The 25,468-nt window shown below is 52.1% G+C and carries 24 protein-coding genes and 1 pseudogene; 10 read left to right on the top strand and 15 right to left on the bottom strand.

What is annotated here, in order from left to right:
• Positions 1 to 3: 3 nt before the first annotated feature.
• The 3 genes from AC1W8Y_RS05650 to AC1W8Y_RS05640 all read right to left on the bottom strand — a co-directional run bounded on the left by AC1W8Y_RS05650 (position 4) and on the right by AC1W8Y_RS05640 (position 3,661).
• Positions 4 to 882, bottom strand: coding sequence for a branched-chain amino acid ABC transporter permease (locus tag AC1W8Y_RS05650; protein WP_482013496.1), 879 nt, complete (start codon positions 880 to 882; stop codon positions 4 to 6).
• A gap of 123 nt (positions 883 to 1,005) precedes the next feature.
• Complete coding sequence (locus AC1W8Y_RS05645) at positions 1,006 to 2,202, bottom strand: ABC transporter substrate-binding protein (RefSeq protein WP_482013510.1); 1,197 nt, start codon at positions 2,200 to 2,202, stop codon at positions 1,006 to 1,008.
• Between the two features lie 124 nt (positions 2,203 to 2,326).
• The gene (locus AC1W8Y_RS05640) at positions 2,327 to 3,661 is read right to left on the bottom strand and encodes an alanine/glycine:cation symporter family protein (protein ID WP_482013495.1); all 1,335 of its coding nucleotides are present in this window, start codon (positions 3,659 to 3,661) and stop codon (positions 2,327 to 2,329) included.
• A 149-nt stretch (positions 3,662 to 3,810) separates the two neighbouring features.
• Between AC1W8Y_RS05640 and AC1W8Y_RS05635 the strand changes: the two genes are divergently transcribed.
• Together AC1W8Y_RS05635 and tsaD are read left to right on the top strand one after the other, a co-directional pair.
• Positions 3,811 to 5,415 carry an ABC-F family ATPase gene (locus tag AC1W8Y_RS05635; RefSeq protein ID WP_482013494.1) on the top strand — a complete coding sequence of 535 codons (1,605 nt, stop codon included), beginning with the start codon at positions 3,811 to 3,813 and terminating at the stop codon, positions 5,413 to 5,415.
• Between the two features lie 16 nt (positions 5,416 to 5,431).
• On the top strand, positions 5,432 to 6,502 hold the full coding sequence (gene tsaD / locus AC1W8Y_RS05630; protein ID WP_482013493.1) for a tRNA (adenosine(37)-N6)-threonylcarbamoyltransferase complex transferase subunit TsaD: 1,071 nt from the start codon (positions 5,432 to 5,434) through the stop codon (positions 6,500 to 6,502).
• Between the two features lie 67 nt (positions 6,503 to 6,569).
• Here tsaD and plsY read toward each other — a convergent pair whose 3' ends face one another.
• The gene (gene plsY, locus AC1W8Y_RS05625) at positions 6,570 to 7,205 is read right to left on the bottom strand and encodes a glycerol-3-phosphate 1-O-acyltransferase PlsY (protein WP_482013492.1); all 636 of its coding nucleotides are present in this window, start codon (positions 7,203 to 7,205) and stop codon (positions 6,570 to 6,572) included.
• 140 nt (positions 7,206 to 7,345) lie between these two features.
• Here plsY and surE point away from each other — a divergent pair, with 140 nt between their 5' ends.
• The 5 genes and pseudogenes from surE to rlmD all read left to right on the top strand — a co-directional run.
• Positions 7,346 to 8,092, top strand: coding sequence for a 5'/3'-nucleotidase SurE (gene surE / locus AC1W8Y_RS05620; protein ID WP_482013491.1), 747 nt, complete (start codon positions 7,346 to 7,348; stop codon positions 8,090 to 8,092).
• Between the two features lie 23 nt (positions 8,093 to 8,115).
• Positions 8,116 to 8,895, top strand: coding sequence for a protein-L-isoaspartate(D-aspartate) O-methyltransferase (locus AC1W8Y_RS05615; RefSeq protein WP_482013509.1), 780 nt, complete (start codon positions 8,116 to 8,118; stop codon positions 8,893 to 8,895).
• A gap of 17 nt (positions 8,896 to 8,912) precedes the next feature.
• The gene (locus AC1W8Y_RS05610) at positions 8,913 to 9,761 is read left to right on the top strand and encodes a peptidoglycan DD-metalloendopeptidase family protein (RefSeq protein WP_482013490.1); all 849 of its coding nucleotides are present in this window, start codon (positions 8,913 to 8,915) and stop codon (positions 9,759 to 9,761) included.
• 8 nt (positions 9,762 to 9,769) lie between these two features.
• Positions 9,770 to 10,270, top strand: a complete 501-nt coding sequence (locus tag AC1W8Y_RS05605; RefSeq protein ID WP_482013489.1) for a Spy/CpxP family protein refolding chaperone — start codon at positions 9,770 to 9,772, stop codon at positions 10,268 to 10,270.
• Positions 10,271 to 10,278: 8 nt separating this feature from the next.
• Positions 10,279 to 11,583 (top strand): annotated as a pseudogene (gene rlmD, locus AC1W8Y_RS05600) (23S rRNA (uracil(1939)-C(5))-methyltransferase RlmD); the annotation flags it as partial.
• Between the two features lie 5 nt (positions 11,584 to 11,588).
• Here the strand turns inward: rlmD and AC1W8Y_RS05595 are convergent.
• From AC1W8Y_RS05595 to AC1W8Y_RS05585, 3 genes are all read right to left on the bottom strand, one after another.
• Positions 11,589 to 12,461: a phytanoyl-CoA dioxygenase family protein gene (locus AC1W8Y_RS05595; RefSeq protein ID WP_482013488.1), complete on the bottom strand. Its 873-nt coding sequence runs from the start codon at positions 12,459 to 12,461 to the stop codon at positions 11,589 to 11,591.
• 81 nt (positions 12,462 to 12,542) lie between these two features.
• Positions 12,543 to 13,391: a dienelactone hydrolase family protein gene (locus tag AC1W8Y_RS05590; RefSeq protein ID WP_482013487.1), complete on the bottom strand. Its 849-nt coding sequence runs from the start codon at positions 13,389 to 13,391 to the stop codon at positions 12,543 to 12,545.
• Between the two features lie 12 nt (positions 13,392 to 13,403).
• Positions 13,404 to 14,138 (bottom strand): sulfite exporter TauE/SafE family protein, encoded by a 735-nt coding sequence (locus tag AC1W8Y_RS05585; protein WP_482013486.1) that lies wholly within the window; start codon positions 14,136 to 14,138, stop codon positions 13,404 to 13,406.
• 181 nt (positions 14,139 to 14,319) lie between these two features.
• Here AC1W8Y_RS05585 and AC1W8Y_RS05580 point away from each other — a divergent pair, with 181 nt between their 5' ends.
• Positions 14,320 to 14,628 (top strand): putative quinol monooxygenase, encoded by a 309-nt coding sequence (locus AC1W8Y_RS05580; RefSeq protein WP_482013485.1) that lies wholly within the window; start codon positions 14,320 to 14,322, stop codon positions 14,626 to 14,628.
• A 77-nt stretch (positions 14,629 to 14,705) separates the two neighbouring features.
• On the opposite strand, the gene AC1W8Y_RS05575 is transcribed toward AC1W8Y_RS05580, so the two are convergent.
• From AC1W8Y_RS05575 to dctP, 3 genes are read right to left on the bottom strand one after another with little or no spacing between them, the layout of a single operon-like run.
• On the bottom strand, positions 14,706 to 15,992 hold the full coding sequence (locus AC1W8Y_RS05575) for a TRAP transporter large permease (protein WP_482013484.1): 1,287 nt from the start codon (positions 15,990 to 15,992) through the stop codon (positions 14,706 to 14,708).
• A 10-nt stretch (positions 15,993 to 16,002) separates the two neighbouring features.
• Positions 16,003 to 16,521, bottom strand: a complete 519-nt coding sequence (locus tag AC1W8Y_RS05570; protein WP_482013483.1) for a TRAP transporter small permease — start codon at positions 16,519 to 16,521, stop codon at positions 16,003 to 16,005.
• 40 nt (positions 16,522 to 16,561) lie between these two features.
• Positions 16,562 to 17,593 (bottom strand): TRAP transporter substrate-binding protein DctP, encoded by a 1,032-nt coding sequence (gene dctP / locus AC1W8Y_RS05565; RefSeq protein ID WP_482013482.1) that lies wholly within the window; start codon positions 17,591 to 17,593, stop codon positions 16,562 to 16,564.
• A 220-nt stretch (positions 17,594 to 17,813) separates the two neighbouring features.
• On the opposite strand from dctP, the gene AC1W8Y_RS05560 reads away from it, so the two are divergent.
• A complete protein-coding gene (locus tag AC1W8Y_RS05560; protein ID WP_482013481.1) occupies positions 17,814 to 18,470 on the top strand; it encodes a hypothetical protein in 657 nt (218 codons plus the stop codon).
• A 1-nt stretch (position 18,471) separates the two neighbouring features.
• On the opposite strand, the gene AC1W8Y_RS05555 is transcribed toward AC1W8Y_RS05560, so the two are convergent.
• Together AC1W8Y_RS05555 and AC1W8Y_RS05550 are read right to left on the bottom strand one after the other, a co-directional pair.
• A complete protein-coding gene (locus AC1W8Y_RS05555) occupies positions 18,472 to 19,311 on the bottom strand; it encodes an amidohydrolase family protein (RefSeq protein WP_482013480.1) in 840 nt (279 codons plus the stop codon).
• Between the two features lie 52 nt (positions 19,312 to 19,363).
• On the bottom strand, positions 19,364 to 21,034 hold the full coding sequence (locus AC1W8Y_RS05550; RefSeq protein WP_482013479.1) for a 3-(methylthio)propionyl-CoA ligase: 1,671 nt from the start codon (positions 21,032 to 21,034) through the stop codon (positions 19,364 to 19,366).
• 123 nt (positions 21,035 to 21,157) lie between these two features.
• Here AC1W8Y_RS05550 and AC1W8Y_RS05545 point away from each other — a divergent pair, with 123 nt between their 5' ends.
• The gene (locus tag AC1W8Y_RS05545; protein ID WP_482013478.1) at positions 21,158 to 22,309 is read left to right on the top strand and encodes an alpha/beta fold hydrolase; all 1,152 of its coding nucleotides are present in this window, start codon (positions 21,158 to 21,160) and stop codon (positions 22,307 to 22,309) included.
• A 23-nt stretch (positions 22,310 to 22,332) separates the two neighbouring features.
• On the opposite strand, the gene AC1W8Y_RS05540 is transcribed toward AC1W8Y_RS05545, so the two are convergent.
• Genes AC1W8Y_RS05540 through AC1W8Y_RS05530 form a run of 3 tightly spaced genes read right to left on the bottom strand, consistent with a single transcriptional unit; the run spans position 22,333 to position 25,444 of the window.
• The gene (locus AC1W8Y_RS05540) at positions 22,333 to 22,935 is read right to left on the bottom strand and encodes an MOSC domain-containing protein (RefSeq protein ID WP_482013477.1); all 603 of its coding nucleotides are present in this window, start codon (positions 22,933 to 22,935) and stop codon (positions 22,333 to 22,335) included.
• Between the two features lie 38 nt (positions 22,936 to 22,973).
• Entirely contained in the window at positions 22,974 to 24,641 is a 1,668-nt protein-coding gene (locus AC1W8Y_RS05535) for a nitric oxide reductase activation protein NorD (RefSeq protein ID WP_482013476.1), read from the bottom strand.
• On the bottom strand, positions 24,641 to 25,444 hold the full coding sequence (locus tag AC1W8Y_RS05530; protein ID WP_482013475.1) for an AAA family ATPase: 804 nt from the start codon (positions 25,442 to 25,444) through the stop codon (positions 24,641 to 24,643). Before AC1W8Y_RS05530 ends, AC1W8Y_RS05535 begins: the two co-directional genes overlap by 1 nt.
• Positions 25,445 to 25,468 lie beyond the last annotated feature (24 nt).

Here is a 25,468-nt window from a genome sequence, read left to right as displayed (position 1 = left end):
TTCTTAAACCTTCTTGATCGCCGTTTTGCCAAAAAGACCGGACGGCTTCATCGCAAGCACTAATAACAATAGGACCAGACCTGGCACGTCCTTGTAACCCGTCGACAGATAAAAGCCAGTGACCGTTTCAGCAATCCCCAGGATCAGTCCGCCCACGATGATGCCCATGCCACTCGACAAGCCGCCGATGATGGCAACCGCAAAGGCTTTCAAGCCCAGAGACGCCCCCATCGTCGCACCGGTTAGGGTTAACGGTGACACCAAAACGCCTGCAAACGAAGCCGTCAGTGAAGATAAAGCATACGAAAAAGTGATGACCAACCCCGTGTTGATCCCCATCAATCCTGCCGCATCACGATCATTCGAGGTGGCAACAACGGCCTTCCCATAAATACTTTTACGATTGAACAACTCGACGAGCAACATCATCAGGAAGGCCCCGCCAATCACAACGAGCTCCATGGGTAAGACATTGGCACCCAACAGCTTGATCGGTTCATCGTCCATGGGGGAGGGGAAAGGCAGGTCATCTCTACCCCAAATGTTTTCCGCCACGTTTTTGAAAATAATACCGAGAGCGATCGTGGACATGATCCAACCAAATTCTGATTTGATCTTGATCGCTGGCCTCACACCCAGAAACTCGACGAACGAGCCTTGCAATGCACCGAACACACAGACGATCGGAATCATGACCCAGTAGTTGATTTCGAACGTATCGCAGAGTGTCAAACCTACTAACGACCCCAACATCAGCGCTTCACCTTGGCCAAAGTTCAAGGTGCCAGAGGTGGCGAACGTTAATTGATAGCCGAATGCAATCAACGCATAGATCATCCCGTAAGAGATGCCGCTATAGACGAGTTGTAGAAGGTTTTCCATGAGCCATTCTCAGTGAACAATAAGTAACGCAAATAGATGCATTCAGGTGTTGAATAAATTGGACGCTACAAAAAAAACCGCCGCACAGGACGTGCGGCGTTTTTTTTCATCAGTGCAACTTGTTTACGGATTTTTCACGCGAACGGGGTTGGCTTTTGCATCAGCTTCGTTGGCGTAAGTCACCCGACCATCCTGCACAAGTCCCATGAGGGGGATATTGGCTGAGATCGCCTCGTGGTCTGTCTTGCTGAATGGTTTGTTGTAGACCGTGACCACACCTGGGACGGGCGTACTCAAATTTTCGAGTGCTTCTTTGATCTTGACGCCGTCTGTGCTGCCAGCTTGTTTGATGGCAGCGGCAAGCAGATAAACGGAGTCATAACCTTGCGCAGCAGAAACCGGTGAGTCGATGCGACCTTTCTTGGGTTTGAACTCTTTCAAGTAGGCATCGATAAAGGCTTTACGAGCGGGCGTGTTTGGATCCTGAATAAATGTTTGAGGCATGGTTGCGCCAGTGCCGTTTTTACCCGCGGTATCGATAAAGTTGGCCATGGATAACGTCCAGCTACCAATCATTGGTTTCTTCCAGCCAATTTTCGCCATGCTGTTTGCAATCGAGGCGAGCTCAGGCCCGATCGCATAGGTCAGGATCGCTTCTGCACCAGCCTCTTTGGCTTTAAGCAGTTGCGCCGTCATATCGGTGTCCTTGATGTTGAATTTTTCGCTCGCGACTGGCGCGATCCCTTTGGCTTCAAGTGCTGTCGTCAAGTCTTTGCGACCGAGATCACCGTAGGCGGTTGAGTCAGCCAAAATAGCGACCTTCTTATAGCCACGACGCGTAATGGCTTCTTCAACAATCATGGGTGCTTGGATGGCATCCGGGGCTGCATTACGGAACACAAAGTTATCAGGTGCTTTGTCAAACTGGTGCGTCACGACCGTGCCTGTCGCCACGTTGTTAATCACGGGGATCTTCGCTTCTTGGAAGAAGCGTTGTGACGCAAGGGCAACACCGGTGTTGATGTAGCCAACAGCGGCGACAACTTTGGTGTTGTTGATGAATTCTTGGGCAATTTCGACGCCGCGCTCGTTTTTCGCCTCATCATCGCGCAAGACCAATTCGATTTTCTTGCCGAGTACACCGCCAGCCGCATTGATTTGAGTTGCTGCCAGCGTGACACCGTCACGCATGCTCACACCCATAGAAGATGAGCCACCGGTAAATGGGCCGATAACGCCGATTTTGATGGTGTCCTCAGCCAAAGCGGCCGCAGAAGTCAGCAAGCAAGCGGCGGCAACTGTGAATAGTTTACGTTTCATGATCATCAAAAAATCTCCTTAGTCTGCACTCGGGGGCAGAAGTAGGTGGATTTTAGCGAAAACCCCTTATGTTTCAGTTGTGTTTCACTAGGGGTTTTCACCGTACCAACTCAGATTGGCTCAGTTATTTTCTACCAGAAGCTCTGAATTTTTTAGTTTCCGCCACCACAACGCCTGACAACAACAAGATGCCGACCAAATTGGGAAAAGCCATTAAACCGTTGAATACGTCTGAAAGCGCCCAAACGATATCGAGCGAGGCGATGGCGCCTATCATGACAAAGGCGGTATAGACGGTTCGGAACGGTTTGACCGCAGCTGAACCGAATAAGTATTGCGTGCATTTTTCACCGTAGTAACTCCAACCAAGAATGGTTGAGTATGAGAAAAATACCAGCCCGATCGTGACGATCCAGCCGCCTGGGCCTGGCAGCATCTGGTCGAACGTTTGGGTCGTCAAGGCTGCGCCCGTCAGGCCACCTTGCCCTTGATATAGCCCACCCATGACCAAGGCCAACCCTGTGATTGAGCACACCACGATGGTGTCAATGAAGGTACCGGTCATCGATACTAAAGCTTGTTTGACTGGTGTGTCTGTTTTGGCCGCTGCGGCAGCGATCGGTGCAGTCCCCAATCCTGCTTCATTAGAAAATAACCCTCGTGCGACGCCAAAGCGAATCACCGTGCCAAGTGCACCGCCGGCGACAGCCTGCCCAGTGAATGCATCCTGAAATATGAGACGGATAGCCGGAATGACTAACTCGTGATTCATCAAGATAATGCACAATCCACCGATCACATAGAAAAGTGCCATAAAGGGGACGATGACTGAGGCGACTTTACCAATGGATTTGATGCCTCCAATCAGAACCATCGCGGTCATGACGGTAAGTACTAGCCCCGTCATCCAGCCTGGCACTGAAAAACTGCTGTAGATTGATTGCGCGACGGAGTTGGATTGAACGGAAGATCCCGTGCCCAGTGATGCGATCATGCCAAAAAAGGCAAACAAGATCGCCAGCCATTTCATATTGAGACCTTTCTCGATGTAGTACATCGGCCCGCCTGCCATGTTGCCTAATTCGTCTCTGACACGATATTTGACAGCGAGCAGACCTTCGGCATATTTGGTCGCCATGCCAACTAACGCGGTCATCCACATCCAGAAGATGGCGCCGGGCCCACCCATCACGACGGCAGTGGCAACGCCAGCGATATTGCCAGTGCCTATCGTGCCAGCGAGTGCCGTCATCAAGGCCTGAAACTGCGAAATGTCGCCGGGTGAAGACTGATCTTGCTTTCGACTAAAAGCAATTTTTAGGGCGTACGGCAGCAATGAAAACTGCAGAAATCCCAATTTAAGAGTCAGGTATGCCCCTGTCCCAACTAAAAGGATGATCATTGACGGGCCCCAGATGTACCCCCCCAAAGCGTGTAAGTGATGCAAAGTCGTTTCCAAGCGCGTGCTCCTCTATGTCTGAAATTCGGCTGAGTTTTGGTGTAAAGCCGCTGCGGATCATAGGTGTGTCGATGAGACTGTCGCACAGTTGTTACACTGAAAACTTATATTGCTAGATGTAACCAAAGTATTTACTCAATCGGTCCCCCGTGATAACAGCATCCAATCTCACCATACAGTTCGGCCCCAAGCCTTTATTCGAAAACGTCAACGTCAAATTTGGCGAAGGAAACCGCTACGGCCTCATTGGCGCAAACGGATCTGGTAAATCCACTTTGATGAAAATCATCGGTGGTGATCTTGATTCAACCGCCGGTAACGTCTCGTTAGAACCTGGCCTCAGGCTGGGGAAGTTACGTCAAGATCAATTTGCCTTTGAAGACGTGCGCGTGCTTGATGTTGTCCTGATGGGACATACAGAGATGTGGGAAGCAATGTCTGCACGAGATGCAATCTATGCGAATCCCGAGGCGACGGATGATGATTACATGCGGGCAGCCGACCTTGAGGCCAAGTTTGCGGAGTATGACGGTTACACCGCAGAGGCTCGAGCAGGTGAGCTGTTGCTGGGGCTGGATTTCCCGGTTGAGCAGCATCAGCTGCCCATGCGTGAGATCGCGCCGGGCTGGAAGTTGAGAGTCTTGCTCGCGCAGGCGCTGTTTTCTGCGCCCGATGTGATGTTGCTCGATGAGCCGACCAATAACCTGGACATCAATACGATTCGTTGGCTGGAAGATGTGTTGAATGCCTATCAGAGCACCATGATCATCATTAGCCACGACCGGCATTTTTTGAATCAAGTGTGCTCGCACATGGCGGATCTGGATTTTGGCGAGTTGCGCCTTTACCCTGGCAACTATGACGAGTATATGTTGGCCTCGACGCAGGCTCGCGAGCGGGTTCAATCTTCGAACGCCAAGGCGAAAGAGCGAGTCGTTGAATTACAAGACTTCGTGCGACGCTTTTCTGCCAACAAGTCTAAAGCGCGTCAAGCGACCTCGCGTTTAAAGCAAATCGATCGGATCAAAGCGGCACAAATCGAGGTCAAACCCTCTTCGCGACAAAACCCATTTATTCGTTTCGAACAAAATAAGCCGCTCCATCGTCTTGCAGTAACAATTGAACACATCCAAAAGTCTTATGATGCGCCCGTCATCAAACCGTTTTCGACGATGGTTGAGGCGGGTGACAAAATTGCGATCATCGGTGCTAACGGTGTGGGTAAGACGACGTTGTTAAGAATGTTGGCGGGCGACTTAGCGCCTGATCGTGGCACGTTGAAGTGGTCAGAGAACGCAGACATTGGCTATATGGCGCAAGACGTGTCCGATCTGTTTTTGCAAACGGACATCAATCTGTTTGATTGGATGACTTATTACCGCCAGCAAGGCGATGACGATCAGTCTATTCGTTCTATTCTGGGCCGTTTACTGTTTTCAGCTGATGATCTGCCCAAAGCCCCCAAGGTGCTGTCGGGTGGTGAAAAAAACCGAATGACCTTTGGGCGCTTGATGCTTGGGCGGCATAACGTCTTGCTGATGGATGAGCCGACCAATCATTTGGATATGGAATCCATTGAGTCCTTACAATTTGCACTCGAGAAATTTGCTGGCACCTTGTTTTTTGTGTCTCATGATCGGGAGTTTGTCTCTGGTTTGGCCACAAGAATCTGGGAAATCCAACCTGGTGGTGAAGTTGTCGACTATCGCGGTCCCTATGAAGAGTACTTAGTCTCGAAGGGTATCGAGAGCTAGCAATTACAATCCCCTTATGATTATTCTGGGATTTGAAAGCTCATGTGATGAGACCGGTGTCGCTGCCGTGTGCACTGAGCGCGGCCTACTGGCTCATGCTTTGCACACGCAAGTGGCGATGCATGCTGCCTATGGTGGGGTGGTGCCAGAGCTGGCCTCCAGAGATCATATTCGCCGCGTTGTGCCATTGACGCGAACGGTATTGAAACAGGCGCAGATCAGTTTGCGAGATGTCGGGGCGATTGCCTATACGGCCGGGCCGGGCTTGGCGGGGGCGTTGCTCGTCGGCGCCAGTGCTGCCGTGGCAATGGCTTGGTCGCTTGGCGTTCGAACGATTCCCATTCATCATTTAGAAGGGCACTTGCTGTCTCCACAAATGGCAGATCCGTGTCCGGATTTCCCTTTTGTGGCTTTGTTGGTCTCGGGCGGCCACACCCAGCTGATGCGAGTCGATGGCGTCGGGCAGTACGCACTCTTGGGTGAAACCCTGGATGATGCCGCCGGTGAAGCCTTTGATAAGACAGCCAAATTGCTGGGTCTCGGTTATCCGGGCGGCCCAGCGTTGGCGAAATTGGCGGCTCAGGGCGACCCCAGCAAAATTAGTCTACCCAGACCGATGTTGCACAGCCAAGATCTTGATTTTAGTTTCAGTGGTTTAAAAACCGCAGTGATGACACGACTCAAAGAAGCGACTGCACGCCTCGCTGTGTCTGCCTCGAGTGAGCAAGACGCAACACCGTCACCTAAATCACTTCAGCTGGCTGCTGATCTTGCTGCGGCGACTCAGGCTGCTATTGTCGAGGTGCTCGTGGCTAAATCGGTGTCAGCACTTAAACAAACAGGCTTAAAACGACTCGTCGTGGCGGGTGGGGTGGGGGCCAATACTGAACTCAGGGGACAACTGGTCGCAAAGTTGAAAAAGCTTCATGCGGAGGTGTTCTTCCCGCCTCTTGAACTGTGTACAGACAATGGCGCCATGATTGCCTTTGCTGCTGCTCAGCGGGTAAAACATGGCTTGGTCGACTTATCGGCCGCTCATGCTTATGGCTTTAACGTCAGCCCACGCTGGGACTTGGCAAACATTTAGGTAACGAGGCAAAGCAATCTCAATGACAACGGCAACCACGTGGTCATTGGGTGTGAATGACGCTCAACTAACTTGTTTTTTTGCCGACTCGGGGCTCGACCCCCTTGAGCAGGCGTTCAATATTGGCGCGATGTTTATACAAAAGTAATGCCCCGATGATGGCGATCACCAACGCCAATTTGTCGTTGATGCCCCAGAGTGCAGCTTGCCCGCCTAATAGGTACAGTAAGGGCGCCAGAATGGCCGCGCAAATTGCCCCAAGCGATGAGTATCTGAACAAGACGACCACCGCAAGCCAAGTGACTGCCAAAGCAAAAGCCAGCAATGGGGCGATGGCAGTTATCACGCCAAGGGCGGTGGCAACCCCTTTGCCGCCTTTGAAAGACAGAAATATCGGATAGAGGTGTCCCAAAAATACCGCAAGGGCAACCCAGGCAAGCCCGACAAAGTCGAGCCCTGCGCGCAACGCTAACCAAACGGCGAACCACCCTTTGAAGGCATCACCGAATAGCGTGAGGGCCGCAGCTACTTTACTGCCTGAGCGCAGTACGTTGGTCGCGCCCGGATTACCCGACCCATAGGATCGCGGGTCGGCGAGCCCCATCAGTTTGCTGACGATCACCGCAAAGGGAATTGAGCCCAGTAGGTAGGCAAGGAGCACTGCGAAGGTGAGAAACAGGTTGCTGTCCGCTGACGGCATCATGGGTGTGGCTCAGGTGATAAATATAGGGGCTATTCTAGCGTGTGTTGATAGACGCTCTTCAGACTGTGTTTGGTCGATTGGTGAAGGGTACAATCTGCAACATGGCGGACAAAATTTTCATGCTGGGCGTATTCTTTTAGATGCACATCTTAATTTCGAACGATGATGGTTATACAGCCCCTGGTTTAGAGGCTCTTGCGGCATCGCTGAGCAAATTCGCTGATGTGACGGTATTTGCCCCTGAGGTCAACCATAGCGGGGCGTCGAATTCGCTGACGCTGAACAGACCGTTAATCGTTAAAGAGGCGGCCAACGGCTTCGTGTATATCAACGGGACTCCTTCCGACTGTGTCCATGTGGCGCTTACTGGTGTACTCAAGCAAAAGCCGGATCTGGTCGTTTCAGGCATCAATAACGGTGCCAATATGGGCGATGACACTCTTTATTCTGGCACAGTAGCCGCCGCGACCGAAGCTTATCTTTTCGGTATTCCTGCCATCGCGTTCTCGTTGACCGGGCGGGCGTGGGTGGGCTTAGAACAGGCGGCTGAAATCGCCGCCCGAATTGTTAAACAGCAAATCGCTCGCCCCATCGTTGCGCCGATTTTGTTAAATGTCAATATTCCGAGCTTGCCCCGTGAGCAAATGAAAGGCATCAAAGTGACGAGGTTAGGCAAGCGCCATCCTTCCCAACCCGTGGTTGCTGCGCACACCCCGTACGGCGAACGTGTGTACTGGATTGGCCCTGCCGGCGAGGCAGTTGATGCGAGCGAGGGCACTGATTTTGCAGCCGTCGCCGATGGTTATATTTCGTTGACGCCGCTGCGCTTGGATTTGACCAACTATGATCAGTTAACTAGCGTCTCCGCCTGGGCGCAGTCGGTATGATTTGCAGACGATCGTTGTTGATGATGGCATCGCGTGATTCACGCTCAGGGGGTTCAAAGGGGCTTCAGGGGATCACGCCGACCAATAGCAACACGCGGATTTCTGCCTCAAGATTGCAACACAAAGTCAGCGCAACCGTGATGGCAGGGGCACCGAGCAATCTTGGTTTGAATTCAGAGCGTTTGCGCGAGGCGATGGTGAAACGCCTTCGCGCTCAAGGGATCAGTAACGAACAAGTGCTGGGTGCCATGCAAACTGTGCCGAGGCACCTGTTTGTTGATGAGGCATTGGCAAGTCGAGCATACGATGACGCCGCATTGCCAATCGGATTTGGTCAAACGATTTCGCAACCCTGGGTCGTGGCGAGAATGCTTGCCTCTCTGCTTGAACAAGGCCAGCCCAAGCGCGTGCTTGAGGTCGGGACAGGATGCGGCTATCAGGCCGCCGTGATGGCCCATTTGTTTCCTCAGGTGTTTTCGGTTGAACGCATTCGCGATCTGTACGACATGGCTAAAGCCAAACTGCGTGACCTTAAACTCAGTAAAATCAGGCTGGCTCACGCGGATGGAATGGATGGGTGGCCGACTTCAGCCCCCTTTGATGCCATTATTGTCGCAGCAGCGGGGATTCAGATACCGAATGCGTTGCTGTTGCAGTTAGTGCAAGGTGGCGTGTTGATTGCACCAGAGGGCGGGGCATCGCAGCAGCTTGTAAAAATTACTCGACTAGGACAAGATAGTTTTGAACGAATCGAACTCGAAGAAGTCAGATTTGTACCCCTGCGTGCTGGGGTACAGTCATGAGCAACCAGGAGATCTATATGTATTCAGGACAAGTGTCGCAACCGAACCCGCAAGGGCACAGCGACTCGGTCTTTGGCAAGACAGTGTTACATGTGGTTGGTTTGTGTGTGCTGACAGCTTTGTTGGCTGCTTGCACGAATAACTCGGGGTCACCGGCGCCCGTCAGAAATTTGAACGACCCCGGATCTTCAAGTGCTTCGAATGCGACCGGTGGGTCAAGCTACACCGTGAAGCCAGGTGATACGCTGAGAAAAATTGCGGTCGCGACTGGTTCTGATGAAAGTACTATCATCAAGTTGAACGGTATTTCCAACCCTAACAGCATTAGAGTCGGTCAAGTACTGCGGTTATCGGATAAGAGTGATACGAGTGTCGGTGCGGCGCCTATCCCTCTCTCTAATAAACCCCTTGGCCGTCCACTCGATGCCCCAGCTTCGGCCGACCCAGCGACACCTAAGCCTGCCGATGTACCTGTCACCAGAGCGCCCGATGCCGCTGTGGCCAATTTAACGTGGCCAGTGAATGGCACCGTCATTCAACAGTACACGGCCACGACAAAGGGCATTGATATTGCCGGTAACGTCGGTGATCCAGTCGTCGCGGCAGCAGGTGGCAAAGTTGTTTATGCTGGTAATGGGGTGAGGGGCTTGGGCAACCTTGTCATTTTGGAGCATTCCAACGGTTTTCTGACGGCATACGCCCACAATAAATCCCTGCTGGTCAAAACGGACCAGACTGTCAAGCAGGGTAGCAAGATTGCAGAGCTCGGACAAAGTGAGGCCACCTCGCCTCGGTTGCACTTCGAAGTCAGACGTGAGCGAGTACCCGTTGATCCCATGCTGTATCTACCAGCGAAACCGATGTGAGTCGAAAAATGATGAAGCAAATTGTCAAAAATTTAACAATCGCTGTGGCGCTGACCGTCATGGTAACGACGTCCTTTGCACAGCCTTCAGCGACAGCTGATGGGTCAAAAAAGCTTGACCGACAAGCAGGTGCCCTCGTTTCTCGCCAGCCTGACCCCATCGGTGGGCCATTGCCCGGCAAAGTGGTGGATCAATTAGGGTTGACCGCAGAGCAGCAAAACATGATGGCAGGTGCACTGGCGGCTCGTCAAGAGGCGCAGGCGGCAAACATGGCGACACGGGATACGTCTTACAAGATGTTGACCGACCAGTTGTCATCTGACAAGTTTGATCCCAGAGCGGTCATCAAACAGCGAGAGCAAGCGCGTAACGCGATGGATGCACGAGTCGATACCGTACAGCAGAAGTGGTTGTTGTTTTGGGATAGCCTTAGCCAGACTCAGCGCAATACACTCGTCCAATACATGCGTGAACAGCACGCTGCCATGGCTAAGCAACGCAACAAATAAAGTCTTTCATGTCCTCTGAGCTTTTAACTGTCGAGTCACTCGATCTCGAAGCGCGTGGTATCGCTCGCCGAGAGGGTAAAGTCGTTTTTATCGAAGGCGCGTTACCTGGCGAACGCGTCACGGTCAATGTGTTTCGTAAGAAGCCATCCTTTGAGATTGGCAAAGTACAAGTCATTGCACGTCAGTCAAGTCAGCGAGTCGTGCCAAAGTGCATCTATGCTGGCATCTGCGGCGGCTGCATGATGCAACATCTGGAGCCCGCTGCGCAAGTGGCTGTGAAACAGCGCGCCCTTGAAGACAGTCTTGCTCACATCGGTGGATTAAAACCAGAAAGCATGTTGCCTGCGCTGCATGGGCCTGCCTGGGGCTATCGCTATCGCGCTCGCTTTGGCGTGCGTCTGGTGACCAAAAAGGGTGGCGTACTCGTTGGTTTTCATGAGCGCAAAAGTAGTTTTATCGCAGATATGCACAGTTGTCAGATTTTGCCGCCTCATGTCTCTGCGCTGCTGCTGCCGCTGCGTCAGTTGGTGACGAACTTGTCCATGCCAGATCGTATTCCCCAAATTGAGGTGAGTGTCGGGGATCGCGTCACTGCATTGGTCTTGCGTCATCTGATGCCGTTGACCGAGGACGATGTTGCGTTATTACGAGCCTTTGCCTCGCAGTACGATATTCAGTGGTGGTTGCAGAGCAAAGGCCCAGATACGGTTGTCCTGCTGGATCCGTCTCAAGAGGGTGATTTGGCGTACGTGTTGCCCGAGTTTGGTCTGCGCATGCCGTTTAGACCCACTGATTTCACCCAAGTGAACCAGCAGATCAACCAAGCCTTGGTCTCTAAGGCGGTCAAATTGCTTGGTGTTCAAAACACTGATCGCGTGGCGGATATGTTCTGTGGCTTAGGTAACTTCACCCTGCCATTAGCCACACAAGCTCAATCAGTGGTTGGTGTGGAAGGTAGCGAGATGCTGACCCGACGAGCGGGTGAGGCTGCCACGTTGGCGGGCATCGATAATGCGACGTTCAATACCTTGAATTTGTTTGAGGTTGATAGTCAATGGTTAGCGAGCCTAGGCAAGTTTGATCGCATGCTGATTGATCCGCCGCGAGAAGGGGCGCTCGCCGTTTCGCAAGCGATTGCAGGCCTCGCCCCTGAACTGAAACCGAGCCGTATCGTCTATGTGTCTTGCAACCCCGCCACGCTTGCCCGGGATGCAGCGACTCTCGTCACTGACGGTGGTTACCTATTGAAGACAGCCGGTGTGATTAATATGTTTCCTCACACTGGGCATGTCGAATCGATCGCAGTCTTCGATCTAGCTTAAACGGTCGTGGTAATTTCTTCTAGTGACGTTTCTAACGCACTGGCAGGCATACCTTGTCGCCACGGGGTATCAACCGGATAGTTGGTTGTCAGGCAATCGTCGGGCAAGCATTCAATCGGGGTAAAATCGCGATGCGTAATGAACTCAGGGCGCTTGTGGCGACGGATATGATTTGAGACTGCGCACAGACTCAAATAAACGCTGACTCGGTTCCAGGGTGAAAGATTGCTGGCAGATGCGTGTACCAAGCAGCTATGAAACAGAATCATTGAACCGGCCGGGCCAGTTGGGCTCACGATGCCGCCGTTCTTGTCACCAGCGCGCTCAACCAGTTGTTTGATGAGATCGTTGTCGATGGTCCAGAGGGGATAACTGGTTGTTGTCAAATCATGTTGTGCGTTGATAACGCCTTTTTTGTGACTACCCGGGATAAACATTAACGGGCCATTGTAAGGATTGACATCGTCCAGAAAGATTGCCACGTTCATGGCACGTTCTGTGGGCATCATGTCATCATTCATCCAAGTGCCATAATCCTGGTGCCACTGCCAGACGTCGCCTTCGAACGCCATTTTGCCGTTGATCTTGAACTGGTGCATGTAGACTTCTTCGCCAAACAGCGCTTCGACGGGCTTAATCATGCGTGGATGCCGAGCCAGACGCGCAAAAGGTTCGCTATACAGGTGTGCCGCAAAGTTGGTACGGACAGCATCGCTGTCTTTTTCACGAATGTTGTAGGCTTCGCGGCGGCTATACAGTGCTGGCACTGCCTCGTTTAAGCCGCGTGTTTCTTCAGGCGTGAATAACCCGGGAAAGAAAAGATAACCATCTCGATCAAATTGCGCGAGTTGTTCTGGGCTTAAGTGCATGATTTGTCTCCGGCTGATTGTTATTTAATAACAATTCTACCCATAAACTGACCAACTTCAACCGTTTGATGTTGTTCGATGCTAAGGCTTGCCGCTGAGTAACCGCTCTAGCCAAGCTTGCGTCACCATCCTGACAGGGGGAAGGTTAAGCAGCGTATGCGGGGCGCCAGGGATTAAGACGATGGTTGCTTGGGGGTTTTGCTTGAGCGTTTTGGCGCAATTGCCCGTGGCCGCAGCATTGTCCAACCAACTATTTTCAGTTGAAAAAAAGGGATCCGTTGAGCTCATGACATTCAAGACCGGCTCTGTCATGTTGTACGTTCGGTGCTCTGTCACAAAGTAATTGTTCTCGCAGCTCCAGCTGAAGATCATTCGGCCCAGCCATTTGTCTTGATTGCGGGCAACAGGCACCCCGCCTTCGCTAGCACCCGCCAAAATCAGCTTATTGGTATCCACCCACTGCGTCCGAAGCAAGACTTTGAGCGTTGCCGCTATTTCTGACTGCCGTAGGGTATGAATTTTTTCGTACGTGATTTTATCGACCGGCGAGGTATAGGTGATTCGATCGGGCAATACGAATGAGTCTGGTGCCACACTGGCAATCCCAAGATCGGCTAGCCAAGCTTGCCAATCACCGATGGCTTTAAGCCCCAAGCCAGAGGATCCGTGCAAAAAGAGCACGACGGGTACTTTTTTTGAAATGATGTGTTCGGGGATTTGGTCAAACTTACCAATAAACCTATCGGTGCCAACCACTTGGGCAGGCAGTGCGACACTCGCATTTGCGACGAGGGCTTTGATTGTCTCAGCGTTGTGTTCAATGGCGTGGCCCTTCATTTCACCATGGCTCTGCGCAGCGAACGACTGGGTCGATAGCGCATTGATGATCGTACCAATTAAAGCGAAATATCGAATGATGTTGTATGCCATGAAACGAAGCCTCTAATGAAACACTGAGCTTAAAAGTGAACACCCAGAAATGAGTAACAGCACCAAAAGGACATGATCGAAACGTTGATCGCTTAAACGGGTGTACAAACGGCGTCCGCACCAAGCGCCGACAAGGGTGCCAGGCAGGGCGATTAAGACCAAGTGTCCCATTTCAAAAGTAATGATGCCAGCAATAACCTGGGAAACCAGTGCAAAAAATAAAATCGTGGTGTTGTACGCTTGAAAAACGCCCCGCTTGGTGTCCTTGTCCCAACCTCTCAGGCTAGCCCAAACGGTGGGCAAGGGCCCAGATAGCCCCACTAAACCGCCAAGCACGCCACCCCCTAGACCAATGACGCCGTCAGCAAAACGTCCGCCCCATGACAATTTGCCACGCGCGCGGCTGATCAATTGAAACGTGCAATAGGTGATGAGCAAGATACCCACCCCAACTTTGCAGGCATTAAGTGAAACGTATGGCAGGAACGCGGTGCCTATCGGCACCCCGATCAATCCACCGACAATAAACGGTGTCACTCGCTTGAAATCGATGGTGTGTCTGAGCTTTCGCCAGTTGCCTGTTTGAGCGACGACAGAACAGATCACTGCAAGTGGTGACGCCAGTTGAGGCGGGACCACCACCAACCATAGGGGCAGCGCGGTGAGTCCGAGCCCGAATCCGGCCAAACCCGACACTAAGCCGCCGGCAAAGGCGCCTAGAAAAACGAAGGTGGCAAGCGCATACATCAATTAACCGACACTGAAGCGCGCAACTGTTTCGATGACAGATCGGCGATGAGGCTTCAACCGAAATCCCTTTTTGTTCTTTTGTTTAATGCGTTGACGTCATGTTACCGTACGAATCGCCGAGCCACCGCTTAGCTCGAGCATACTGCAGTCAAACCCATGATAAGAAAGGATATAAGACATGATTCACGTGATTGCTGTGATTACCGCTAAACCTGGTTTGCGCGACACCGTGCTGGAATATTTTCGCGCCAATGTGCCAGCTGTAAGAGCTGAGCAAGGCTGTATCGAATACGGTGCAGCCATTGATAGCGAAGGTGCGCCTGCGATTCAAACCCCATGGGGGCCAGATACCTTTGTCGTCATCGAAAAGTGGGAAAGCATCGAGGCGTTGAAAGCGCACGGGGTTGCCCCGCACATGGTGGCCTACGGTGCCAAAACGAAAGAGTTGTTGGCCAACCGGGTCATCCACATTCTGTCACCCACCTGATGCATGAGTCAGATTGAACTAAAAGCAGCTTGCCCATGAGTTGGGCAAGCGCTAGGTTCGATCCATTCATGTTTGTCTTAGTGGGTCGCGGGCCCAAACACATAGCTAGGTAACCACATGGTCAGTTCGGGTACATAGGTGATGATCCCCAAGCAAAGAATGAGCAACACCAAAAAGGGAAAGATTCCTTTGATCACTTCGCTGATGGGGGCCGCCACAATCGTCGAAAGCACAAACAGATTCAAGCCCACGGGTGGATGAATCAAACCGATTTCCATGTTGTGCGTAAAGATGATTGAAAAGTGTACGGGATCAATGCCGAGCGGTTTTAATACGGGCGCAAGCAGCGGCATGATTAATAGCAAGGTGGCAATGACCTCGAGGAAGCAACCAATGATGAGCAACAACACATTGATCGCCAGCAGAAACTGCCAGCGGCTAAATTCGTGATCAACGGTGAATTGAACCAGTTTCTCTGGGATGCCTGATTCTGTCACCCAATGCCCTAACGCCAACGCTGTCGCCACGATCAGCATGATCGCCGCGGCACTACGGATACCGTCGGCAATCACATCAAGCGTTTTTGTCCAACGGAACCCTTTATAGAAAAAGAGCGACACCAGTAGTGAGGTAATCGCGGCGAGTGCCGCGGCTTCGGTGACCGTTACAAAGCCACCATAGATACCGACAAGAACGACAACCGGCACAATCAGTGCTGGAAGGCCTTGTATTGTCATCCGAATACGTTCTGCGGTTGGGCGCTTGGGTTCAATGGGGAAATTGTGCTTGCGGGCGTAATACATTACCCAGACAAAGAACACCACTGCCTGCAATAATCCGGGCAAAATCCCCGCGAGGAACAAACGTGGAACCGACTGCTCGGTGACAATTCCGTATAGCAGTAAGGCCAGGCTTGGGGGGATCACGATGCCAATGGTGCCTGAGGCGCCAACCACCCCGAGTGCAAACGATCTTGGATAGCCGCGCTCAATCATCGCAGGGACCAGAATTGATCCCATCGCCAGGGCGGTCGCTACACTAGAACCGCAAATGGCAGCAAACAGCGTACAGGAGACGACGGTGATCAATCCGAGAGAACCTCGGACGCCGCCCAGCCAAACGCCTGCTAGGTTGACCAGTGCAGTCGCAATACCGCCAGAGCGCATGAAGGCACTAGCCATCACAAACAAAGGTAAGGCCATCAAAGTGCTCGAGTTCAAGTCATTGCAGATCGTTTGCGCAATGCCAACGAGCTCATGCCCGGAGGCAAAAAACAGCGCAGCCGCGCAGGTGCCCAAGACCAGAAAGATGGGCATGCCTGCTGCAAGCAGGCCAAAGAAAAGCGCAAAAAATAAATAGCCCATGATGTTTCGATTAGTTCAGTTTGGGTGTTTCAAGGCCGTCCACACTATCGTGTAGAACACGTCCGGGCTTCATGGTTTGCGCATCGTAAAACCACACGTAACTGATGAGTTTGGCAACATAGCGAATCGTCATCAGTCCGGTCCCTACGGGTAGGGCCAAGTAATAGATCCACATCGGAAACTGCAGGTCACTCGAACTCGCTTCCTCAATTAAGATGGCAGTTTGCACAATGCTGGCACCGAACCAAACCATCCCACCACAAAAGGCGATCGCAACGATGCAATTGAAGACTTCGATCCAACGCGCTACCTGAATCGGTAAGATGCGCAAGACAAGATCGGGGCGAACGTGACCGTCACGTTTGACGAGCTGGCTTGACACAATCATGACCGCCCAGATCATCAGATAGACGATGATCTCTTCCGCAAAACTGATGGCGTGCTCGGGCGTTGCGTAGCGACCGATGACTTGCCAGAGTGCCACGGCAAGTGCTACCAAGCCCAGCAAGCCCACCAGCTTTTGTTCCATGGCATCCCAACGTCGGATGAAGGATTGGAGATTGTGATGATTAAGCACTGGCAAAACCTGCGTTGATAAATTTAACCACGTCAGGAGATAACTTCAGCTCTTTCGCGAGGGCTTCTTGCTCAGGCATCATGCGTTTGCGATCTGCAGCTAATTGATCAGCGGTCGGGTCAATGAATTTGACGTTATGGCTCTGAAGCGTGACTCGAGCTTTCGTCTGCGCATCGGCCATATGAGCTCGATAAGCGGTGATGTTTTCTGCCCAAAGGCTAGTCATCAGTTTTTGCAAATCGGGTGTCAGTTTTGCCCAGAAGGTTGTGCTGATCATGGGGATATACATTGCGAAAAACTGATGATCTTCATAGGCGTACTTGACACCAGCATCCCACAGTTGCGCGGTCACTAAACTTTCGTTGGTGCTGACCAACGTGTCGAATACCCCTTGCGATAAGGATAGAGGGACGCTGGGCCAGGCCGTGGTGTTGGGGATGGCCCCTACAAATTTTGCACGCCAGGCCTGCCCCGGGCCTCCCGAGTTGCGGACCTTTAATCCCTTGAGCGACGCAAGGCCAGTGATCTCTGTCTTTGTGCTGTACCAGTTTTCGTAGCCTAGGTCGATCCAGGGGCCCATCACATGAGCTCGCAGCTTTTCTTCGATCTTGGCATTGATCAGCTTACCGGCGTCATTGTCAAATACGTGATGGACATCATCGGCGCTACGACCATACAAAATAGGCAGTTGGAAGGCATCGGCATCCGGCACAATACCCGTAATCGCCCAACTACCGGGGCAAGCCATTTCAACTTGATTTTGCAGCAATGCCTTAGGTATCTCTAAGTCTTTAAAAAGCTGACCACTTTCATAGAGTTTGGTTTTGATACGGCCACCAGACTGTGACTCTAATTTGGCCAAGTAATCTTGAAATGCCTTGTTTCTGCCATGCGACGGAGCTGTATCGAGCGAGCATCGAATCAAAAGTGGTTCGTCAGCGGCTCGGGTATTACCACTGATGAAAGCGGTCGTTGCCAGTGCTGCTGTATTCAGAATGAAGGTGCGTCGAGTCGTTGTTGTCATAAAGGCTCCGTAGGTAAATATTTTTTAACGGCAAAATCAGACGGACACGTACATATTCTCAGTCTGATTTGAATGCGTAAGTATCGCTTTTCGCCCCCCTCAAGGCAACGGTAATTCACAAGGAAAACCCTTACAAAAGTCACAAATTTGCTTTGTCCCCCTAGGTGCTATAGTGGCGACGTTTCAGGCGTTTGACGTCGGCGAGTTAGAGATTTAGCTTATGTTTACTTTGTTCAGTGGTGGGCGTTGCGGCTGGGCGGTCGGATTATGTTTGACTTTTTTGGGGCTGGTGCCAGTCGATGTTTGGGCACAAAGCGCTTGTGCGTCACCGATGAAACTTGTCGTTAAAGACGCTTATGTTTACATGACGGGCGGGATTTGTGAAGGTGACGCCGACAAGTTCATTCAGTACATGCAAGGTAAGGGTCAAGCCTACAAAGTTCTGCGTCTGAACAATACGGGCGGCAGGGACTCGGATGCTATCAAGATTGGTCACTATCTGCGCACCAATAAACTGACCACATGGACTGACGGTAAGCTCGATGTTTGCGAGGGCGCGTGCAATAGAGTGTTTGCAGGTGGATTCAAGCGACATTATTCGCGGGCTGACAATATCCTCACCGGTAAGAATGCCAGTTCAAGGCATGGTCTTGGCTACCACTTCCCCGGCAGCAACAAGACGAAGGACTCCAAAGATCTTAAAGATCCTTATTATGAGCAGACGATCGTTCCGTATTTAAAAGAAATGCTGCCAGCGGCAGCGGTGGCATGGATTGTTAAAACGGATGCCGGGAATGCGACTGACAGTATGGTGTGGCTAAACGGTAACCGCGCAACCCGTTTGGGTATTGCGACAGAGAGCCAAACACCGTTCTAATTCATGATTCGTTAAAGTCACAGCGATAGATTTTTTGTAAATTGTCACCCATTAACTGTGCGCGTTCTGAGTCGCTGAGTTGCTGGGTGGTTTTAAATGCATCCACCCCTTGTTGGTAGGTCAGAATCTGGCTGGCTCGAGTCCAGTCAGTACCCCACATACAGCGGTCTACCGCGTAGGCATCGAGGATGCGCCGAATCGGATCCCAAATATCTGGGTAGGGGTAGGGTAGTTTTGAAAGCGTACACGCCCCCGTGAGCTTGATCGCAACATTCGGGCAAGTGGCTAATGACAGCACCGCTGGGAGATCCTTAAAGGGGTCGGTCAGCGGTGGTGGTTCATAGGGTTGTGGCAACCCCACGTGATCGACAACGATTTGTGTCTCAGGATTGCGTCTCGCGAGCGCTTGCACTTGTGCGAGACGGCCAGGGCAAAACAAGTTGACGGGCAGGTCATATCGCGCGGCTGTCGCCAAGACGTGGTTGACAGCCGGATCCGTCGAGTCTGTCGAGATATCTTGATTCATCATGATGCGAATCGCAATCGCCCCTGGTGTTGCCGCCCACTGCTCAATCGTTTCGCCCACGGCTGGGTCGTGCGCATTGACAGGTTTAATGAGCCGAAAACGTTTGGGGTAGGCGGCATACACTTCGCGCGCGTAGCTGTCATCCCAGCGGTACATGGTAAATACAGACACCAGAATGGCCGCATCGACCCCGGCGCGGTCCATGGCGGCGCACATATCTGCACCCGTCACTTCCTTGGGCCCAACCAGAACCGCTGCCCAGGGGCGAGCTGGATGGTCTCTTTCATAGGCGTGAACCTGCGCGTCGATAATCATTCGTCGCAATCTCCTAACAACTGGTCAGTGTTTGATGCCGTGGACGTTAACCCTAGCGCTGCTTCGGCGACAACATATTTCGGTGGCGAAACTGATTTCTCAATTCGAGTTTGAGTAGTTTGCCAGTGGCGGTCAGGGGCATTTTCTCGATGAATGCAACGTCATCGGGAATCCACCATTTCGCGACCCTACCGTCAAATGATTGCAACAGCGCTTGTTTTAAATCGTCGTCGGTTATGGTGCTTTCGGGCTTTTTGACCACGACCAACAGGGGGCGTTCATCCCACTTTGGATGATCAACTGCGACACACGCGGCCAAATGCACATCGGGATGGGCCGCTGCCACATTCTCAATTTCAATTGAAGAAATCCATTCGCCTCCCGATTTGATGACATCTTTACTTCGGTCGGTGATCTGCATGTTACCGTCGAGGTCGATCGTCGCCACGTCTCCCGTGGGAAACCACCCATCAATCAGCGGCGACTCGTCGCCTCGAAAATACTGGTTCACGACCCACGAGCCCTTGACCAGCAGATCACCGAAGGCTTTGCCGTCGTTGGCGAGTGCCTTGCCCTCTCCATCAATGATTTTCATGCTGATGCCATAAATGACTCGTCCTTGCTTTTGCAAAATCGCGTCCTGTTCAGCCTTTGTCTTGACCAGGTCTGACCTCTTTAATTTAGCGACCGTCCCAAGGGGTGAAAGCTCAGTCATCCCCCAAGCATGGATCACTTGTACGCCCATCGCTTCAAATGCTTTCATCATGGCAGGAGGGCAGGCTGAGCCACCGATGACGGTTCGTTTAAACGTGGTGAACGTGATTTTGTGATCTTTCGCATATTGCAGAAGACCTGCCCAAATCGTCGGTACCCCCGCCGACATCGTGACGCCCTCAGAGGTAATCAACTCGCATAGCGATGCACCGTCGAGCTTTGCACCAGGGAAAACAAGTTTTGCGCCAACCATGGGCGCGGTGTAGGGCACCCCCCACGCGTTCACATGAAACATTGGGACCACTGGCATAATCACGTCACGTGTGCCACAGTCTAACGAATCGGGCAGCGCTGAGGCATAAGAATGTAATACGGTGGATCGATGGCTATAGAGCGCGCCCTTGGGACGACCCGTTGTGCCTGAGGTGTAGCAAAGCGCAGACGCTGCGTTTTCATCAAACACTGGCCATTCGTAGTCACCATCTTCAGCTGCGATCAGGGTTTCGTAACACAACAGATTCGGAATACTGCTTTTCGGCATTTGAGCTTCGTCTATCATGCACACCCAATGGCGAACCTCGCTGCAAGTGGGTTGTAGCTTTTCTACAAGCGGCAAGAACGTCAGGTCAAAAAAAATGGCGGCATCTTGTGCGTGATTGATGATGTAGTGAATTTGCTCTTCGAACAAGCGAGGGTTAATTGTGTGGCAGACTAGCCCACCACCTGAGATACCGTAGTAGAGTTCGAGATGGCGATAACCGTTCCAGGCAATGGTGGCAACACGATCACTGGGCTGTAAACCAAGTCTGGACAACAGCTGAGCCACTTTTTTCGCACGAGAGGCGCAATCAGCGTATGTGTAACGGTGTCGATCGCCTTCGACTCGCTGCGATACGATTTCAGTGGTACCGTGCGATTCACTGGCATGCGTCAGTAAGCTTGAAATCATCAACGGTTGAGTCATCATCTGACCCATGAGCAGATGTTTGCTGTCTATCGTAGCTGGCATTGTTTTGTCTCGTTTTGGTTCTTGGGGCCATCATTTTTGGCACTTAGCCCTAATGTATATTAAGTACAAAAAAAATCAATTTCTTATTTGCCATTTTGACGCTACTTTGCTTAGGCTGCCACCATGTCTGCTCTTGATGCCATTTTTCTACCCTCGGGCATCCGTGCTCGTCTGATACCGAACATCAATGACATGACGGTACATGTCTTAGAGGCCGGCTTTGAAACACCGGGGCGACCGGCGGTGTTGTTGTTACATGGTTTTCCTGAGTTGGCCTACAGTTGGCGCAAAGTCATGCTGCCTTTGGCGCGGGCTGGTTACCACGTGATTGCGCCCGATGCTCGCGGGTATGGCCGCAGTTCGGGTACTGATGTCAAGCATGGGGACGATCTGCGTCCTTTTGGTACTCGCAATAAGATTGTCGATAACCTTGCCCTGCTGTCAGCCTTGGGTTACCGATCGGTGGATGCTGTCGTTGGACACGATCAAGGGTCGCCGATTGCGGGTTGGTGCGCGTTAAGCAGGCCCGATGTGTTTAAGTCGGTGGTGATGATGAGTTCTCCCTTTCGAGGGGCGCCTGGAGACTTCCCGTTCGATACGGCGAACAACGCCGTTGGTTCGCTCGCGGCTGAGGCGAATCCAGATGAAATCCATCAAGCGCTCGCCGAGCTTGATCCGCCGCGCAAGTATTACATGCGTTATTACACAACACCGTCTGCGAACGAAAATATGTGGCGTGCCAAACAAGGGCTTCATGCGTTTTTGCGCGCCTACTATCACATGAAGAGTGCGGATTGGATACAAAACAAACCCTTCCCCTTGCAAGCGCTCATTGCCAGTGAGTGGGAGAAACTGCCTCGTTATTATGTGATGGATCTTGCACACGGTATGGCAGAGTCGGTGGCAGCTGAGATGCCTTCAGCTGAAGCTATTGCTCGTTGTACCTGGTTACCGGACGACGAGTTACGTGTCTACAGCAGCGAATATGGCAGAACAGGGTTTCAAGGCGGGTTGCAGGGCTACCGGATCGGGCCGATTGACCGTGAGTTGCAGATATTTGCAGGGTTGAAAATTACGGTTCCGTCGATGTTCATTGGTGGTGAAAGCGATTGGGGCGTCTACCAAACCCCGGGTGGCTTGGCATACGTTGAGCATGGGTTGACGACGTGTTACCAAGGGACCCATCTGGTTGAGGGGGCAGGGCATTGGGTTCAGCAAGAGCAGCCAGAAAAGGTCTGTCAATTGTTGCTTGAATTTTTGAGCAACAATCGGTGACGGACGCGGATGTTTGGTGGGCTTTAATCAGCTGACAGCCTGCGACGATGGGCTGTCATCGCATTCTGGTCTGCAATGCTGACGAGCCGCTCGCCCGGGCTTACCTCGATCGCATCACCCGCGTGAATGACCCCAGCCGTCAACACACGCAGATACCAACCACTGCGTGCCGACAAAATCATTGAAGGGCCAGCAGCAAAGCCAATTTTGGCGTCGAATTTGAAGCAGGGTTCTCGCAATTTCTCGACCATGAACTCTGCCTCGCCGACTGTCCATACGTCTCCTTCAAAAACCTCTTGCTCGGAGAAGCCTTCAACCGTCAGGTTTTCACCAAAAAAGCCGTGAGACAGCGCGTGAATATCGCTCTTTTGAGATTTGAGAAGTTGCATCCAGAACGGATAATGTTCAACGGGATAGGCGTAGACTGCCATCCCTGGCCCACCATGTACGTTGTGATCCGCTTGCTCGTCTTGCTCGAGCCCTAACGGGCCAGCAAAGATGGCTTGACGGTTATTCAGGTCACTGACCGGCGTTTTGTTGATGGCTGAATTCACTGAGCGGACAGGCCCACCATCGCTCACCATTATTTTGGCAACCCTACCAGTGGAGATCGTTAATATGCGCATGTGAAGCCCTTTTTGTCGAGACAGGTCGATGGTGTTCTCTATGATAGCCGCTGAGATAAGGATTGGTAACACTGTTCGAGGTGTCGCGGCAGTGACTCGGCGCGAGCGATGATTCGGTAATTTTGCAATCCAAAAATTCGTCGGGAAATCTGTTCTGCTTGAGTTTCAAAGATCAGACCATAACAATAAACACCATGACGTTTGGCAAATTGCACCGCGTGATGGGCATCTTCTATTAAATAGTCAGCATCAAAGACATCAATGTCAGCGGGCATCCCATCACTTAGCACCAGCATGGCAAGGTAGTCGGTGGCTTCTGGTCTTAACAGGGTGACCCCATGCCGGATAGCCGTGCCAAGACGCGTTGAATATTGTGCCTGCTGAGTCATCACGTGCTTTTCAGCTTCTGGCGTGAGTGTTTCTCCAAAATCCAGAAAGCGATGATAGTGAGCTTTACTGCGTGTGTCGCTTGAAAATCCATGGATGGCCACTCGGTCGCCGTGCATTGAGGCGGATGCTGCTAATGCGAGTGCAGCCTGCCTTTCCAGGTCAAGTATGGTTGTTGGTTTGGGCGTGCTCAGAATGATGTCGTTCGCCGACTCAGATAGATCCATGATCAACAGGACACTACCCGTTCTTTTTCTTAGCTGAGGCCGAACAAAGTACCGGGGTTCGTCGCATCGCATCGTTTGACGAGACACCATAAATTGCACGGCCGCATTCAGATCAATTTGGTCTCCCTCTGGTTGACCTCGCACGGCACGGTCAGGACGCCTCATTTTTGATCGATTCAGCTTGAGATGAAGTGGTGAGGGGCGCAGAAAAATTGACTCTCTGGTAACTGAATCCGACACTTGCTTTGTTTCGAGCAACCTGCACCAATCTGCTTTGAGTACGTGGCGTTGATAGTCCCATTCGGGATAATGGTAGCGATGAATGACCTCTGTGACTTGGGCCTTTTTGGTTGGGCGCTGATCAACACTCGCGGTGGCTCGCTTCGTGTTTTGTAGGGTGATCTCTTGCGACAAGGTAAGGGCCGCGACGGTGTCTGCATGGCGCCATAAATAAGAATGATCATCTCTATAGCGTTCTGGAACAACGTACTGTTGGGCATTGAACTGTACTCTCATTTGTCCCAAGTCATTGGCTAGTACAGAAGCCAGTTTGCGAAAACTTTGATAGTCCGCTAAGCCGGCGGTGATTCGGGTATCATGGAAAAGCCGCTTTGCCTTCTGTATCCAGAAGTGTTCATCCTGGTAGGTGTCATCGCCAAGGGCGCGACTCATTCGATGTATCAACGATGAACAATTAAGACCGAACTCGTCCGTGGACTGCGCCAGCGATTCTCTAAACCATCGACTCGTGCCGGGAAACCTTTCTCTCATTTGAGCTTCGATCCGGGCGTCTTCTATCGCGGAAACAACCGCAATCCCCATCGGTTTGAGACCGGTGGTCTCCAGACCGTGCGGTGAAAATAGCAAGTGCGCGGCAGCATGGGCGATAGCACTGAGTTGTACCGGATGTGGGCAAGACGGATGGCTTAGATGGGCGGGCAAAAGGCAATGCGTCGGTGTAAGAATGACGCGCGCTTGCGTATCTTCCGCCTGCGAGTCTGTGATCAAACCCAAGGTCACGGCGTGACGACTGAGTGCGCTGAACAACAAGCCAAGTCCAGTCAGTGATAGCGCTGCTTCGGGGGCTGGCATCAGAAATGTGCAGCCACAAGAGCGAGCAAAGCCCTTGTCATATCAGCGTCATCGGTGAGAGGCTGCACCAGAGCCAGCTCGCATGCATCCTTCGGTGAGAGGCCGCCAACAATCAATTTTCCGGCATAAATTAACAAACGAGTCGACGCGCCTTCGGCGAGCCCCTGGCTTTTCAGTTGTCGAGTTCGGTTGGCAATATCGACCAGCTGGCGAGCCAGCGTTGTTGAAGCACGGGTCTCATGAACCACGATGTCTACCTCGATGTCGGGGCTTGGATAGTCGAAGTCGATCGCAACAAAGCGCTGTCTTGTTGAAGTCTTGAGGTCCTTGGCCTGGCTCTGATAGCCCGGGTTATAGGAGACAACGAGCTGAAAGTCTGGATGCGCGTGCACCAACTCTCCCCTTTTCTCTAGAGGGAGTGTGCGTCTCGAGTCAATCAGTGGATGAATCACGACAGTGGTGTCCTGCCTCGCCTCGACCACCTCGTCCAGATAGCAAATGGCACCCCCGCGAACCGCTTGTGTAAGTGGCCCATCGTGCCAGACGGTGCCTGTCTCATCAAGTAAAAATCGGCCCACCAGATCCGAGGCCGTCATGTCCTCTGTGCAAGCGAGGGTGACGAGGGGCAAGCCCAAGGTATGAGCCATATACTCGACAAACCGCGTCTTGCCCGACCCAGTGGGCCCCTTCAGTAGCACCGGAAGCCGGTGAGCGTAGGCCTGTTTGTACAAAGAGACCTCTGGCCCCGATGGGCAATAGTAAGGCGCCTGAGATAGTCGATAGGCACTAAGATCAAGCGCCATGATTAGGCTTTTCTCATGTCTACA

This window comes from Jezberella sp. (genome assembly GCF_964834465.1).
The sequence above is the reverse complement of the archived record's forward strand: the minus strand, read 5'-3'. Positions and strand labels throughout refer to the sequence as shown.